Source organism: Spirosoma oryzae (assembly GCF_003002825.1).
Lineage (GTDB): Bacteria > Bacteroidota > Bacteroidia > Cytophagales > Spirosomataceae > Spirosoma > Spirosoma oryzae.
This window is the reverse complement of the sequence record NZ_PVTE01000010.1, coordinates 56,754-72,544: the sequence shown is the minus strand read 5'-3', so window position 1 is coordinate 72,544 and position 15,791 is coordinate 56,754. Positions and strand designations below refer to the sequence as shown.

The window sequence follows — 15,791 nt, the reverse complement described above, 5'->3', positions numbered from 1 at the left end:
GTTGCGTCTCTACTATGCCAGCGCATTAGCCAGTTTATTGATCGCGCCGATCAGCGGGTAGAAAAACAGCGTTTCCTCGATGGGTGACGACAGCGCATCGGCCATACCGCTGAATTCAGCCGCTACTTCGTTTTCTTTCCGTTGAATACCATCCATGAGCGACGTGTCCAGATGCGTCCGTAGTTCCTGTTGCGCAATCGCCAGTGACCGGGCCGATACGTTCAGATTCCGGGCAAAACTGAACTCCTGATTTAGCGCAAAGAAAAAGTCGATGAACGCAGCGGTTTCTTTCAGGAGCGAGTTCGTCACCTCCGGTTTCCGCAGATCAGCATAGGTCAGCGCCGAATACTCATCCTGGAAGGTGGCCGGATACACATAGCTGATCGCTTCAGTATCGACCGGACGGCTGTTGGTCGGCTGCATCAGCGCCCCTTTGCAAGTCACTTCCTTCGGCCCTTTCCGTTCGTAGAAAAGCGTCAGGCCGCTGGCGTCGTAGGTTTGTTCGTACACCTTCTCGAAAATGATCCGGGCCAGTTTGCCCAGCATCTGATCGTCGGTACTGATGATGGTGAGCAGTTTCGAGCCGGTACCGCTGAACGTGATGGCCCCCGGCAACCCGATTCCCTTATGCTTCATCAACTGCGCGATGTGGTAAATCAGCGCGGTGTAGAACAGCACGAACACCACCTTCAGGTCCTCGTCCTTGGCCAGCATGCCGTTGAACGACAGCATGTTCTTCGCCTTCACGTCATTGCTCTTCTCAATCGAGAACCAGAACGCCAGAATATCCTCCGACCGGTTGGTGTCAAGCATCCGGCGATTGTTATCGCTTAGGTTACCCAGGCTTTGACTATCGAGCAGCGTCTGTATCCGATCGGCGTATTTGCGAACGAAGCCGTTATGACTGGCAGCTCCGTATTCGCTAAAGGCATCGCCGTAGATGGCGTTACCGGCAAAGCGGAACGACGTCAGCAGACGCGGTTCGTTGCGTTCGTAGACCACCACATCCGACGTTCCCCCGCCGATGTCGACGTTAATAACCGGCCGGGCCGACGCGCTGAGCGTAGGGTTCTGCTTGTAATAGTAAAACGGTGCGACCGACTCCGATACTTCGCGTAGTCGCCCCGGTGCTCCGCCGATGTAGCGGTCATAGAGGGTTTGCCAGTCGGCCCGGAGCTGACTGACGCGGCCGGGCGTCATACTGGCCGGGAAAAACCAGAACACAGTCGTCTGCGACAGGTTGCCCCCTTCGGTCAGCACCTTGTTTTTGATCAGCATCAGCAGTTCTTCCAGAAAAGCCTCGACCCGCCGTTCGGTCTGATCGTTGTTCTTGGCCCATTTCAGGTTCGTCGTGATACGGTTCGACCCGGCCGGTTGCCGCTCGACGTAGAACGGAATATTGAAGTCGGCCAGGGCCTGCGTCTGCTGGTTAAAGCTCAGGTTCAGCGGCTCGGCAATAGCCGTACGCGTTGGGAAACTATCGGGTTTGCCGGGGCCAATCGTGGGCGGCACAAACTCCAGATCGTACAGCAGAAACAGCTCAAACAGGGCCGGGTTGTACTGCGCCGGGGCCACCAGCGTCGCGACCTGTGGCGTAATCTCCGCAACGTCGAACGGCCGGGGCGTCCCACCGTCGACACTGTATTCGATGTGCGTGTTGGTCGTACCGAAATCGACCGAGAAGGCGAACTGCTTACTGCCGCCGTTGTAGAGTTGCCAGCGGGGAATGAGCAATCCGTTCAGTTCCCGCCCGTCGGCCCGGATGTTGGTCTGCATGTAATCGAACTCCTGCCGAAGCACGTCGTACACGCTCGACCCGTCGGTGTTTTGCTGCCGGACCGTACGCTGATGCGTCGATTCGGGCACCACGTCCGCGTTATCCTGCTGCTTGTAGTAGGTCAGCTTGTACTGATTCTGGCTGTCGAAGCCCGATTCGATCAACTGCACGCGGTAGTCGGCCGGAACAGTAACCGAGCCAGACCGCACGAATGGATAGACATTGACAGTGAACGAGTTTTCGAGAATAATGCCCTCATTGGTTGTTTCGTTTGGCGCGGCCGACTGCCCAATGGCGGGGCTGTACTGACGCTCGAACGTCACAAACTGGTTGCCGGGCTGACCGGGTGCCGTAACAGGAATGTCGAGCGAGACCTGAATGCCGCTGCCCTGCGGGACCATCTTCAATCGCACGCGTCCCGTCAACAGATCGTCGACATCGAAGAAATCGAAGAAGTCGCGTTTCAGCGGAATCAGAAAGCCTTTGTCAGTGGCGGGCGTTTGCAGATTTCCGTCGTAGAAGCGCCCCCGGTCGGTGGGGTACGGCAACCGAATCAGGTACGGCTCCAGAAAGTCGCTGACCGTCAGCCAGGGGTAGTTGCCGGGCTGACCGGGTAATGACCGCTGGTTGTCGCGCCACGATTCCCGGACATAGTACGGCACGGGCGTGTTGGGGTTCCACTGCGCCTGCGGCACGTAGGTAAACTGCCGAAAAAAGCGGTTCTGCAAGACCATCGGGCGCGGCAGACTGCTGCCGTAAATCCGGTTGTACTTGTCAGACTTGATGATAAAATCACTGACCTGACTGATAGCCCGCGAGTCCGACTTTTTCTTGCGCAGCGGAAAGCCCAACACCTCGACGATGTCACCGGGGCCGGTCATCAGCTCTTCGAATTCGTTATCGAACTGTTCGCGGGTCAGCAGCGATTGCCCGTTCTGCGCTTCAATGTGCTGGTAGAACAGCGTCGGATTCTGCTGTTGCAGCAGCGTCCGACTCCGGTTCAGGTAATCGTCCACTTCCCGGAACCGCTCCCGGAAGTTGGGCATGAACAGTTTGATGGCGTACCAGAATTTCTGATACTCGATATCACGCTGGTACAGCGGTGTTGTCGACGGATCGAACAACCGGTCGTTACCAATGGATACATCGACCCAGCTCAGATCATTTCCACCACTGAAAAACAGCGTCTTGGGCGACGTACCACCGACCACACGGCCCCGATAGCTGAGGATAAACAACCGGTTGATCTCGTTGAAGTTATACTCGGCAGCGTCCTGATCGAGAAACAGTTTAAGCGCATCGCCCAGCCGCCGGTGCCCCGTGTTCATCGAGCTTCGCAGCCGGTCGAGGTCGGTGCGTACGTCGAAGGGCGTAATCGTGACGTAGGTTTTGAGCTTGTCGTAGTTGAAAAACAGTTCACCTACGTCGAGCGCATCGGAGACAACACGCTGATCGTTGATTGTGCCGTTAAGGTCGGGACGCAGGGCCAGGTTCAGAAAGGCCGACCGCACCAGGTCGATGCGCGCAAACGGACTCGGTATCGACGTCGGCTGCTTGACGGTCTGTCCGCCCTGCGGGTCGCGGATGGCGGCAATCTGATCCGTACCGAGCGGTTTGCTGACGTACCAGTGCAGCCCCGGCGTCGGGTTATGTAAGCTGAATGTTGTGGGCATAATGTCGGTGTACAGTTTTCGGGATACGGTTTTTAGTATTCGGTTTGCGGTGGGAGGCATACGTCAGTTGGCGCAGGCTACAAACCGTAAACTGAATACCGTAAACCACAAACTGATTTAGTAATCCAGCACCTTGGGGAGTCGTTCGCGGGCGAAACGCTCGGTACCTTCCGAGAACAGTTGGACGAATTTATCGGGTTCGCTGGGGTACGCTTTCCCCTCGGCTGTCTTGTTAAGCGTCTGATCGAAGTCGTCGACAATGTCGAGCTTGACGTCGGACTCTCCACCGAACAGGCCGCGCTTTTTGGGTTCGAAACCCCGGACGGTATGCCCCAGATTGCCCGCGTCGAGCACGAACGGATCGAAGGCGCGTTTGTTGGCCCCCATCTCCGACAACCACTGCCGGAAGCCGATGTCGAAATTTTTGACGCTGTTGAAAAAACCGGAATTCAGGAACGAACTCGAAATGGGCGGGTTCGCCTTGGCCCACTGCACGGTACCGGCCGCTGCCTTGATTCGCTGACTGAGGTACGTACTGAACAGCGCCATTTTCGTCAGGGGCAGATTGATCTGCTCCTTCGTGGCACTGGCCAGATTACCCAGTTGCAGCGTCGTACCGTCCTGCTCCACGCCAAACTCCTTGTAAACCGGGCTCGTCGGCCGACCGTTCGACACGCTCAGGCTACTGTCGTCAATGTTCATGAAGTCGACAATCGCCAGCGCCGACGCCAGTTCAACGAAGTGGGCTTCATTTTTCTGCCCACCCGCGCCGGGGTCGTAGGTGTATGCCTTCGTCTGATCGTCGCCGATGTAGTACAGCGCATTCACCGACGGGTTGACTCCTTTCTGGTAGTAGTTGAGTGCCGCCTTGGTTTTAGCTATGAACGAAGCCGGGTCGATCAGCTTGTTATCGTTCGTTGTCAGGCTGAAATACGGCATCACCGTCACGGCCCCGATTTTGGCATCGCGCAGGAAAGCCGGGTTCGGAATCTGCCCGATGGCCTGCGCCCCCCGGATATTTTTCAGCAGAATCGGGAAGCCTGCCGCCCCCGTCCCGCCGAAGATCGAACTGACGATGAAGATGCGGTCGTTGGCTCCGAAATTCTCCGCAAACGCCTGGAACACGTCGGAATACCGGAACTGATTGAGCACCGTGCTGCCAATATTCGGATTGCCGACGAAGCCAATGTCCATCTTGGTTTCCAGATTCTCCTCCGAAAACAACAGACTGGCAAAAGCCTTACTTGGCGTATCGAGTCCTTCGTAGTTGATATAGTCGCGGAATTTCTCCTGCTGAACACCCTGCAACTCGAACACGTAGGTGTCGGCAATGGTCGCGTTACCGCCGATCGACCGGTTCAGCGTTTTGATTTCGGTACCAAAGAAGCCTGACGACGGCTTGGTTTGCAACCCTGCCCGAATGTTGCCGTATTCGCGCAGCAATTCTTTCGTTCGCAGCAGATCATCGTTCGTCGCGTGCGGGTCGAGTACGATCGGGATCACCTCGTCGGTATTCCTGAGCGTGACGCCCGACGCCAGCAGCATCGTCAGCGACTTCAGCACCCGCGACCCCGTTCCGCCAATCGCAAAGACAAATAGTTTAGCCATAAGTTCGGTTTTCAGTTTTCAGTATACGGTTTACAGTTTCCTGTCAGCGCCAGTATCGGTAAGCAATGCACCGTAAACCGAAAACTGTAAGCCGTATACCCTTATTTCGAAGGCCAGAGCATGGGGCGGTGCTTGGCGTTTTTGCTGAAATTTTTGAGAATGAGTGAGATGATAAAGAAGATGACGGCCGCCAGCAGCGCCATCGTGAAGGAATAGCTCAGGAATACACTAACGCCCTCGTCGAACAGATTCCCCTGCTCCAGATCCGATTCGTCGCGCGGAATTTCCTGACCAGCTTTCTGATAGAGCGTTACCAGCGAGATCACAAACATCGACAGGGCGCTGATACCCATCATGAGCAGCCAGTGCCCCATCCCGCTAAAACTGACCTTGTTCAATGGCCAGATGTAAAACGCGAACGCCACGACGAAAGCGATCCCGATGGCTGTCCAGGTCAACGGCGACAGCAGTTCTTCCTGATACAGATCTTCCAGCAAATTGCTGTTAACAAACAGGTTGTAAAAATTATAGAGTGATTCTTCCATAGTCAAAGAGCGAAAGAGCGAAAGAGTGAATGAGCGAAAGTTACTGGCGGCAGCCACTCTTTCGCTCATTCGCTCTTTCACTCTTTCAATTCAATTGTTAGCGTGAAATACTCGGGTTGGTTGTTGGGGTTGTAGGCACGGTCGACGCCCTGAAGCAGGTTTTGCAGGCCGAACGTCGAGTTCGCGTCGGGTTGTTGATCGTTGGTCGTGGTCGTGTTGGCAATCCAGCGGGGCGGAAACTGACGACGCAGCCGGATGCTGGCCGTGCGGTCGCCCCGCGCCGGCCGGTCGGACGTCAGCAGCAGCTTGTGCGTCATGCCGTTAGCCCCCTGATACGGCTGTACCGCCGTCACCTTGAAATTATCTTTCCCATCAACAACGTACTGGCTGGGATCGGTCAGCACGGACGTAGGCAGGTGCAGCGCCGACAGATCGACCGCCACGGGGATGGTCAGGTTTTTATCGGCAACGTCGGGCTGTACATCCGTCAGGGCATGAACAACTTTAGCCCGTTCCCGTACTTCGTCAGCTGATCGTTTGAAACGGCCTTTCTTCGTGGGGTCGTTTACCAGGACCGTAAATGCGGGCGCGGCTGCCCCGTCGGTTCTCCCGAAGAACCACGAGTCGGCGAAACCCGGCAGTTGCTCGAACCGCCGAATCTGCGCGTAGGTCGGGCTGGCGTACAACTGCTGCATCACCTCGTTGCGACCAATCAGGCAGAGGTAGTAGGGCCGCTCCCCCTTGTACGTCCGCTTGACATTGTTCCAGCTGTAGTACGTACCGTCGAAGTCAGCGTCGAGTTTGAGCACCAGCATTGAGTGGGTGTTGACGTAGGGATTGAATACCGTCGTCAGCAGCGAACTAGCCGCATCGAGTGTTTTCTGCGCGCTCATGCCCGTCAGGGCCGGGTCGGAATAAATCAGGTCCGAGACCAGGACGCTCAGGTTATTCCCCGACGTTTCCGATAGTATCGTTTTGAAGATCTTCTCGAAGTCGGTACTCGTCGTTTTTCCCTTCGTTTTGGCAACGGTGAAAATATTGCGCTCTTTAAAAAACTGCGACAGCGACAAGCCCAACGGATTTACCTCGGTATTCACGACGTAGATTTTCCCCTGCCCGGCGTTGGTCGCGTCGAAGCCGGTGAGCAGGTCGTTGAGCGTCCGCTTGAACGTTCCGTTGCCGCTTGGCGCGTCGTAGGGAAACATGCTACCGCTGGCTTCCAGGTACAGGTTCAGGCTGATCGGCTTCGTGGCGGCAGTGGCTCCACCCGACAGCGCAACGCTGGGTGTCTTCCCTTCTTTGGCCAGCTTTCGGTAGGTGCGGTTGCGCTTGACGAACGCCAGCAGCGCCGACTCGTCGATCTTACCATCGGGTAGAATGATGGCTTTGGTTTTGTCGTCTTTACCGAGTTCGCGGTTCTCGCGGCCGATGTACACGCGCAGGGCGTCGGCTTCCGATACGTCGATGGCGTTGTCGCTGAGGGCGTCGGACACCTGCGAATCGAGGTCGTCGGCGGGACTGGAGCAGCCACTCAATGTGCAGACCGACGCCAGCAGCAGCGCCGACAGGTAAACAGAATTACGGGTCATTCGTAGCTAATTAGGTGGGATTGGTACTAGGTTCCGTACTGGCAAAACTAACGGCTTACCCGCACGGCTACCGACAATGCCTAAATTTTCTTAAATTTCTAGTAAACGTAACGAAGCAGGTACCCATTTTATGTCGGCCGGTACGGTTTAACGATGAACGGGCGTTTACCTTTGTAGACGTAACTAATGTGCGAAAGAGTGAAAGAGCGAACGAGCGAAAGTCTGATTCCATATCCCTTTTCTACGGCTGGGTCCGTACATAGAGCGCTTCGCTGGCTGGTTCTTTTTCTTCTGACAACGCTTCCTTTCCTGCTTCAGAACTGCGCACAGGTTGCTCAGCCGCCGGGTGGCAAGAAAGATTCGCTGGCCCCGAAAGTCGTCGCTACCGTTCCCACCATGCGGCAGTTGAATTACGAAGGCAAGACGGTAGAGTTGTACTTCGACGAATACGTCAAGACGGAAAATATTCAGCAAAAGATTACGGTTACCCCCCAGGACAGCAACACGTACATCGTCAAATCGCTGCCGGAAGGGGTGCGGCTGACCTTCGCCCGGCCTTTCCAGCCCAACACAACCTACACCATCGATTTTTCGGATGGGATCAAGGACATCTCGGAAGGCAACATTGCCAAAGACGCGAAAATCGTGTTCAGCACCGGCCCGACAATCGATTCGCTCTACCTGTCGGGAACGGTTATCGACGATGAAACCCGCCAGCCGATTCTGGGTTTTGTGGTCGGCCTGTTTGCGCCTACCGACACGCTGCCCATCAATCGCAAACGGCCGCAGTATTTCGACCGGACCGACAGTAGCGGCAACTTCCGCATCGAAAACGTCCGGGCCGGCCGCTACAAAGTATACGGGTTTGACGACAAAGACCTGAATCTGGTCAACAACACGCCGGGTGAGCGGGTAGCCTTCCGCGACAGTGTACTCAATCTGACCCGCGATTATACGGGTATCGACCTGGTAGCTTTTCGGGGATATGGCAAGCCACGCGTCAGCCGGCGCGAGCGTACCGATGAAACGCTTGGTCTCGAACTAAGCAGCGGTATTGCCAGCTACACCCTGCGCGTGACGAAACCCGCATCGACAACGGCCAGTGACAGCCTGATTTCGTTTCTGGAATCGCCCAAACTCATTCGTATCTACCGACCGGCTAACCGGGCTGCCGGCGATACGATCAACGTCGGCATAACGGCCGTCGACTCCGTCGGTAATACCACGGATTTGAAGGAACGCGTGTATTTCTCACCGCTGAAGACCCGCGCCCGTGATCGTAAACCGTTGGCGGTGCAGATAACGCCCACGAGTGGCGACCCCATCGACAACGACCTTGACTTCACGCTGACGTTCAACAAACCCGTCTTGCGGTACGCGCTCCCATCGATTATTATTGGCCCCGACACAACCAAGCCCATCAAGCTGGACACCAGCATGCTGCGCTGGAGCAACAGCTATTCCCGGCTGAACATCAAGCAGAAAACGAACCTGCGTGATAGTCTGGTCGTGTTGCTGGAAAAAGGCTCATTCATCAGTGTACAGGGCGACACCTTGCCTCGCTTTTTCTCGAAGTACCGACTGGCCGATGACGAGAGCTTCGGCCTGATTGCCGGACGCGTCAACCGCCCGGACGACAAGTTTATTGTCGAGTTGCTGGACGACAAGTATACCGTTATTCGAACAGCGTATGGCACGAAGTCGTACAGCTTTGCCCGACTGAAACCCGGTCGCTATCGGGTTCGGCTGGTCATCGACGCCAACGGCAACCGACGACGCGACATCGGTAATGTGCAGAAGGGCATTCAACCCGAAACCATTATTTATCACCCCGGTGCCGAGGAGGGCGGCCTGATACCCCTCAAACAGAATTTCGAGTTGACTGATATCGATTTTCAGTAGAGACGCGACCCTTCGCGTCTCAGCGCCGGATGGTTTTGCTAACGCATGCTGAGACGCGAAGGGTCGCGTCTCTACAAGTACTACCATGAAAAAACTACTTCTACTGACTACCCTGCTTATCGGCTGTAAGACGGAGCCGAAGCAGGCGGCTGACCAGGGTCAGGACAAACTACCCATCGTCGGGACCTGGAAACTGCTGTCGGGGACGCTTATCGAAAAAGGCGATACGGCCGTGACCGACTACACAAAAGGCGCGTCGTTCATCAAAATCATTAACGACACCCACTTCGCCTTTTTCAACCACGACCTGACCAACGGCAAAGGCCCGTCGCCCAGCTACAATTCCGGCGGAGGGCGTTATACCCTGACCGACAGCACCTACACCGAACAACTGGAATACTGCACGGATCGGCAGTGGGAAGGACATACCTTTCCGTTTACCATCACGATCAAAAACGATACCCTCGTTCAGCAGGGCGTCGAGAAAATCCCGGCTGCCGGGATCGACCGGCTGAATAGCGAACGGTACGTTCGGATAAAGTAATCGTTGTTCCCAAAACGTCTCCAACACCATAGCGCCAACTGGTATCCTATCGTTTTAGCCAGTCATTATAACCTGCTTATATGTCCCAGTCCACGCCCCTCTTCTGCCAGAAACAGTTCTTCCGCCTGCCTGATGGTGTCCATTATTTAAACTGCGCCACGCGTTCGCCATTCAGCCTATCGGTTGAACAGGCCGGGCACGATGCGCTGACACGGCATGCTAATCCGTTCGGATTACGACCCGATGACTTTTTTGACGGTAGCAACGCTGTCCGGACGAAGTTTGCGCAACTAATCAACCTGCCGGACCCGGAGCGGGTGGCCCTGATTCCGTCCGTTTCGTATGGTATGGCGATCGTTGCCCGTAACCTACCCCACAAGCCGGGTATCCGGGCGGGGCAGCACATTCTGCTGGTGGGTGATGAATTCCCAAGCGATGTGTATGCCTGGGACCGGGTCGTGGCTGAGCTGGGTCTGACCATCCGCACGGTGCCGATGCCGCAGGGATTCCCTAAAGGGTCACGCTGGAACGAGCAGTTGCTCGATGCTATCACAACCGATACGGCCCTGGTCGTAGCGCCACCGGCCCACTGGATGTACGGCACCCGCTTCGACCTGGTGGCGATTGGCCAACGGGCGCGGGAAGTCGGGGCCTGGCTGGCCGTCGACGGTACGCAGTCGGTCGGGGCGTTGCCGTTTGATTGGCAGCAAGTACAGCCCGACGTGCTGATCTGCGCCGGCTACAAATGGCTGATGGGCCCTTATTCGATGGGGCTGGCCTGCTTCGGCCCCGCCTTCGACGGCGGTGTCCCACTGGAAGAAGGCTGGATGAACCGACTCGATAGCAATCAGTTTCACCGACTCATGGACTACCAGCCGCTGTATCGCCCGAAGGCGTACCGCTACAATGTCGGCGAACAGACACACTTTATTCAGATGCCAATGCTCGACGCGGCTCTGACGCAGTTGCTCGACTGGCAACCCGCTCGTATTCAAGCCTATACCGAAGCCTTGATGGCCCCTGTCTGGGCCGAACTGGAGCCGCTGGGTTGCCATGTCGACGCTATCGACGGGACGGTCGGCCGGAGTCATCACCTGGTTGGGGTGTGGCTACCGGAACGGGCTGACCCGATGGCTGTAGCACAGGTGCTGCACGAACGAAACGTGTCGATTTCAGCCCGGTCGGGTGTGCTGCGAATTGCACCACACCTCTACAACACCCCCGACGATGCGCAGGCATTGGTCGACGCACTGCGCGTTGCGCTCCGTTAAGTCACGACTTACCCGAATACGGCCATCGTTTTGCTCAGCTGATTTTCAAGCAAAGCAAACCGATGGCCGTGTTTCATTATACCGCATAAAGTTCAAGCGGCAACCCGTCGGGGTCGGCAAAAAACGTAAAGCGTTTGCCGGTCAGGTCGTCGATACGAACGGGTTCCGTTTCCACGCCTTTGCTGTTCAGGTCGGCAATAGCAGCATCGATATCGGTAACGGCGAACGCCAGATGCCGCAGTCCCAAAGCCTCCGGTTTCGACGGGCGAGCGGGCGGGTTCGGGAACGAAAACAGCTCGATCTGATAGTGTCCGTTGACGGCCAGGTCAAGCTTGTACGACTGTCGTTCGGCACGGTACGTTTCCTGCACGATGGTCAGCCCCAGCGTCTCGGTGTAGAATTGCTTCGATCGCTCGTAGTCAGCGCAGATAATGGCGACGTGGTGAATGGCTTTCAGTAATGACATACGTTAGGGAGTCAGTAAGGTATCGCCCAGGGTATCGACCTTCGTACCGTCCTTCTTTGTTTTGTTGGTCCCGTCGAAAGCGCGTTCGGCTTCCCGTCGCCGGTTCCAGGGGGCCGTCGTCCGTCGCCCCATATCGATCGCCAGTAAGGCAACAACGGTCGTGAAGACAATAAAAACGACGATAAAGATGCGTCGGTTGCGGTTCATAATCGATGTACGGTTTTCGGTTTACGGTATTCAGTTTACGGGAAGTAGGTTGTTGATTCAGTTGCCCCACCGTATACCGTAACCTTTTTTTTAGCTATTGCGCAGTTCCTTTGGCGCGATGGTGAACAGAATCGAGCCGGTACGACCGGAGATTTCGGCCCAGCTTAGCCCCTCGAATTGTACGGCCACCACCGCTCCTTTACTCATCGAGCCAACCGACTGATGCGTCAGAAACTCAGCAAAGTACGACACATCGGGATTATGCCCCACGATCATGGCCGACTGCGCCGAAGCCGGCAGACGGTTGACGGCTGCGAGGTACGCTTTGGGGCCACCCTCGAACAGCGCATCGTCGAGTTGAATCTGCTCCCGGTCGAAGCCAATCTGTTCCGCGACAACCTTTGCCGTGTCGCGGGCGCGGGGAGCGGTGCTGCTGACGATCTGATCGGGTTGAACGGTTTTCTCCCGCAGAAATCGCCCGATGCGGGCAGCGGCCATAATGCCTTCCGAAATCAATTCGCGGTCGTGATCGCTCATGAACGTGGCCCGATCTTCGGCCTTCGCGTGACGAACGATATAAAGGGTAAGCGCCATACTATCTGATTCTGTGTCTCGTGCACCCGATGAACAGGCAGTCAACGGTTGTTTTTTTTGTTTTAACTAAGTTTATGCGCCGATTTTTGTTTGGATGGTCCTAAACAGAAATCGGCTTTTTTTGTAGTATCTGTTACAGAACGACTAGTTTTACCGGTAAACAAACCGCCCTGAAACGGGTGACAGCGACATGCACTTTGAAGGCGATACCTGTACGCTGTCTTTCGGCCTCCACCCCCGCCAGAACCAGGTACAGCTGCTGGGCACCTTGTGGCCCCAAGACTCGGCAAACCCATATTACGATGCCATACGCCCCGCTGTTCGGTTCAGCACACTGTTTCGCGAAACTGATCTCGACCTATTGCAGCAGTGGCTGCTGACGGGTGCCGACGGCGACATCAGACTCCCCGAGCCCCTTCAACTAGCCCGTCGCCTTTCTCCCGCTGGCAGCGATCCGCTTCTGTTTGAAATTCAGTTCGATCTGTCCGAAATACCGGCCTGGTGGCACTGGGACACATCTTTTCCCTTGTCCGTTCGTCTCGACGTTCGGCAGCGCGAAGTTAGTTTTTTAGCGGAGTCGCTCAACAAACAACACTGGTTTGCGAATTGACAGTGTCGGACAAGCGTCGATAGGGCCGCCTGTCCGTCAGCCGACTGATTCATAACGATCTGTTTAATAGAAGGTCGTGTATCGTGACACAAACGGGCCTATACCAAGCGTATATAGTACGAGTTACGCTTATACGTCAATAAGTGCCATTTTGTGGAAGCAACCTTCAACTTAGCCCTAGACTCGGCGGTTCGGCCGACAATGCCTATTTTTGCGCTCCGAACGCAAGCCGGTATCTTTCGAGTCTATGCCTTATCAATCCATACAGCAGTTGTTGAAAACCGCCCCCGTCGGCACGGTCGTTACCGTAAAGGGATGGGTGCGCACCAAGCGGGAAAGCAAAAACGCCGTCTTCATCGCCCTGAACGATGGCTCAACCATCAATACAATTCAGGCCGTAGCGCAGCCAGATCAGCTCGCTGATGACGTGCTGCGGCTGATTACGACCGGAGCCTGCCTGTCGGTAACGGGCGAACTGGTCGAATCGCAGGGATCTGGTCAGGCCGTCGAACTGAAAATCAGCGACGTACTCGTCTACGGTCCCGCCGATCCGGACAAATACCCCCTCCAACCCAAGCGGCATTCACTGGAGTTTCTGCGCGAGATTGCGCACCTGCGGCCCCGTACCAATACGTTCAGTGCCGTGTTGCGCATTCGGCATGCGCTGGCGTTTGCCGTACACAAGTACTTCAACGACAACGGTTTCTACTACCTCAACACACCGATTATTACGGCATCCGATGCCGAAGGAGCCGGCGAGATGTTTCGCGTGACGACGCTCGACGCTACCAAACCGCCCCTCACTGATGACGGAGCCGTCGACTACAGTCAGGACTTTTTCGGGCGCGAAACCAACCTGACCGTTTCCGGGCAGTTGGAAGGTGAACTGGGCGCGATGGCGCTGGGCAAAATCTACACCTTCGGGCCAACGTTCCGCGCCGAAAACTCCAACACGACCCGTCACCTCGCCGAGTTCTGGATGATCGAGCCGGAAATAGCCTTTTACGAACTGGACGACAACATGGCACTGGCCGAAGATTTCGTCAAGACCGTAATTCGCTACGCCCTCGATCACTGCGCTGATGATCTGGCCTTCCTCGATAACCGGCTTAAAGAGGAAGAGAAAACCAAAAAGAAAGAAGAGCAAAGCGAACTCAGCCTACTCGAAAAGCTGCGTTTCGTTGTCGACAACGAGTTTCAGAAGCTGACCTACACCGAAGCGATCGAGATTCTTCTCAATTCGAAACCAGCCAAGAAAGGGCAGTTTCAGTACGAAGTGAGCTGGGGGGTCGACCTCCAGTCGGAGCACGAGCGCTACCTGGTCGAGAAGCATTTCAAGAAGCCGGTAATCCTGACCAACTACCCCCGGGCAATCAAGGCGTTCTACATGAAGCAGGACGACGAGCCGGCTACCAACGGGCGGGGCGACGTGTTCGGGCCTACCGTCCGGGCGATGGACGTACTCTTTCCGGGTATCGGCGAAATCATCGGCGGATCGCAACGGGAAGACAACTACGACAAGCTGGTAGCCCGCATGGAAGAAGTCGGTATCGAGCCCGACGCCCTGTGGTGGTACCTTGACACGCGTCGGTTTGGCTCGGCCCCACACGCCGGCTTCGGCTTAGGGTTCGAGCGGCTGGTGCTGTTCGTCACGGGCATGGGCAACATCCGCGACGTTATCCCCTTCCCCCGCGCCCCCAAGCAGGCAGAATTTTAAGTCGGTTTACGGTTTTCAGTGTACGGTTTACGGCGGTCCGTCGCACGGCGGCCACCGTGGCGCGGTCCGTCGCACGGTGAGCGTCCCTTTATACGTCTTATGTGCAAAACCAACACGCGCACCCCGCACACTGAAAACCGCATACCGTAAACCGTAAACCGTCATGCTCCTCGCCCTTCCTATCTTTCTTGCGTTGTCGTCTGGGTTTGTCGTCGTCGGCGTGTATACCGAGCGGAAAATCTCGGCGTTTATGCAGGACCGTTTGGGCCCGATGGAGACGGGGAAATGGGGACTGTTGCAGCTATTTGCCGATTTGCTGAAGCTGTTGCAAAAAGAGGACATCGTTCCGACGGCCGCCGACCGGCGGTTGTTCCTGCTGGCTCCGGCGGTCATCTTTGCCTCGGTCTTCGCCGGTTTTGCCGTACTGCCGCTCACCCCCGACCTACAGGCGTCCGGCGCGGCTGTGGGTGTGTTTTACCTGATGGCCATCGTCTCGTTCGACGTTGTCGGTATTCTGATGGCGGGCTGGGGATCAAACAACAAGTACTCGCTGTTTGGCGCGATGCGGTCGGTCGCGCAGATTATTTCCTACGAAATACCGCTGGGGCTAACGATTTTGTGCGCTGTAATGATCTGCCAAACGCTTGATCTGCAAGAAATTAGCAGACAGCAGGGTATCTTCACGACGGATGCGAACTACCTGTTCGGTCTGAAAGCGCTAAACATCAATGTGACGGACTGGGGCGGTATTTTCAGTTGGAACATCGTTCGTAACCCCTTTCTGATCATTGCCTACGTCATCTTTTTTATCTGCACGCTGGCCGAAAGCAACCGCGCTCCCTTCGACTTGCCTGAAGGTGAATCGGAGATCGTGGCCGGTTTTCACACGGAATACTCCGGCATGCGCTTCGCCCTGCTGTATCTGTCCGAATACGCCATGATGTTACTGGTGTCGTTTCTCGGCGCGGTACTCTTCCTGGGTAGCTGGAACACTCCCCTACCGAACATAGGACCGGTTCGGCTGGCCGACTGGACAAGCGGTGCACCCGGTACCGTTTGGGGCAATGTCACGGGTGCTTTCTGGCTGCTGAGCAAGGCTTTCCTGGCGGTTCTGGTTCAGATGTGGGTTCGCTGGACTTTTCCGCGCGTCCGCGTCGATCAGATGATGTTTCTATGCTGGAAAGTGCTTACTCCCATCGGCCTGCTACTACTGCTGCTCTCCGGCATCTGGCGGCTGTTAATGGTCTGACGGACTGTCTCGATCAGCCTGCTGCTGTTCAAACCAACG

The 15,791-nt window shown here is 56.1% G+C and carries 13 protein-coding genes; 6 read left to right on the top strand and 7 right to left on the bottom strand.

What is annotated here, in order from left to right:
- Positions 1 to 12: 12 nt before the first annotated feature.
- The 4 genes from CLV58_RS13330 to CLV58_RS13315 all read right to left on the bottom strand — a co-directional run bounded on the left by CLV58_RS13330 (position 13) and on the right by CLV58_RS13315 (position 7,192).
- Positions 13 to 3,450: an acetate and sugar kinases/Hsc70/actin family protein gene (locus CLV58_RS13330; protein ID WP_106138322.1), complete on the bottom strand. Its 3,438-nt coding sequence runs from the start codon at positions 3,448 to 3,450 to the stop codon at positions 13 to 15.
- 117 nt (positions 3,451 to 3,567) lie between these two features.
- Positions 3,568 to 5,058, bottom strand: coding sequence for a hypothetical protein (locus tag CLV58_RS13325; protein WP_106138321.1), 1,491 nt, complete (start codon positions 5,056 to 5,058; stop codon positions 3,568 to 3,570).
- Positions 5,059 to 5,159: 101 nt separating this feature from the next.
- A complete protein-coding gene (locus tag CLV58_RS13320; protein WP_106138320.1) occupies positions 5,160 to 5,603 on the bottom strand; it encodes a hypothetical protein in 444 nt (147 codons plus the stop codon).
- A 77-nt stretch (positions 5,604 to 5,680) separates the two neighbouring features.
- Positions 5,681 to 7,192, bottom strand: a complete 1,512-nt coding sequence (locus tag CLV58_RS13315; RefSeq protein ID WP_106138319.1) for a hypothetical protein — start codon at positions 7,190 to 7,192, stop codon at positions 5,681 to 5,683.
- A 198-nt stretch (positions 7,193 to 7,390) separates the two neighbouring features.
- Here CLV58_RS13315 and CLV58_RS13310 point away from each other — a divergent pair, with 198 nt between their 5' ends.
- The 3 genes from CLV58_RS13310 to CLV58_RS13300 all read left to right on the top strand — a co-directional run bounded on the left by CLV58_RS13310 (position 7,391) and on the right by CLV58_RS13300 (position 10,909).
- On the top strand, positions 7,391 to 9,094 hold the full coding sequence (locus CLV58_RS13310; protein ID WP_342748907.1) for an Ig-like domain-containing domain: 1,704 nt from the start codon (positions 7,391 to 7,393) through the stop codon (positions 9,092 to 9,094).
- Positions 9,095 to 9,179: 85 nt separating this feature from the next.
- Positions 9,180 to 9,638, top strand: coding sequence for a hypothetical protein (locus tag CLV58_RS13305; protein WP_106138317.1), 459 nt, complete (start codon positions 9,180 to 9,182; stop codon positions 9,636 to 9,638).
- An 80-nt stretch (positions 9,639 to 9,718) separates the two neighbouring features.
- On the top strand, positions 9,719 to 10,909 hold the full coding sequence (locus tag CLV58_RS13300) for an aminotransferase class V-fold PLP-dependent enzyme (protein ID WP_106138316.1): 1,191 nt from the start codon (positions 9,719 to 9,721) through the stop codon (positions 10,907 to 10,909).
- Positions 10,910 to 10,985: 76 nt separating this feature from the next.
- Here the strand turns inward: CLV58_RS13300 and gloA2 are convergent, their stop codons facing one another.
- From gloA2 to CLV58_RS13285, 3 genes are all read right to left on the bottom strand, one after another.
- Positions 10,986 to 11,375 (bottom strand): SMU1112c/YaeR family gloxylase I-like metalloprotein, encoded by a 390-nt coding sequence (gloA2, locus tag CLV58_RS13295; protein ID WP_106138315.1) that lies wholly within the window; start codon positions 11,373 to 11,375, stop codon positions 10,986 to 10,988.
- A 3-nt stretch (positions 11,376 to 11,378) separates the two neighbouring features.
- On the bottom strand, positions 11,379 to 11,582 hold the full coding sequence (locus tag CLV58_RS13290) for a hypothetical protein (protein ID WP_106138314.1): 204 nt from the start codon (positions 11,580 to 11,582) through the stop codon (positions 11,379 to 11,381).
- Between the two features lie 90 nt (positions 11,583 to 11,672).
- Positions 11,673 to 12,176: a SixA phosphatase family protein gene (locus CLV58_RS13285; protein ID WP_106138313.1), complete on the bottom strand. Its 504-nt coding sequence runs from the start codon at positions 12,174 to 12,176 to the stop codon at positions 11,673 to 11,675.
- 190 nt (positions 12,177 to 12,366) lie between these two features.
- Here CLV58_RS13285 and CLV58_RS13280 point away from each other — a divergent pair, with 190 nt between their 5' ends.
- From CLV58_RS13280 to CLV58_RS13270, 3 genes are all read left to right on the top strand, one after another.
- Positions 12,367 to 12,786, top strand: a complete 420-nt coding sequence (locus tag CLV58_RS13280; RefSeq protein WP_106138312.1) for a hypothetical protein — start codon at positions 12,367 to 12,369, stop codon at positions 12,784 to 12,786.
- Positions 12,787 to 13,033: 247 nt separating this feature from the next.
- Positions 13,034 to 14,503 carry an asparagine--tRNA ligase gene (gene asnS, locus CLV58_RS13275; protein WP_106138311.1) on the top strand — a complete coding sequence of 490 codons (1,470 nt, stop codon included), beginning with the start codon at positions 13,034 to 13,036 and terminating at the stop codon, positions 14,501 to 14,503.
- Positions 14,504 to 14,666: 163 nt separating this feature from the next.
- Positions 14,667 to 15,752, top strand: a complete 1,086-nt coding sequence (locus CLV58_RS13270; RefSeq protein ID WP_106138310.1) for a complex I subunit 1/NuoH family protein — start codon at positions 14,667 to 14,669, stop codon at positions 15,750 to 15,752.
- Positions 15,753 to 15,791 lie beyond the last annotated feature (39 nt).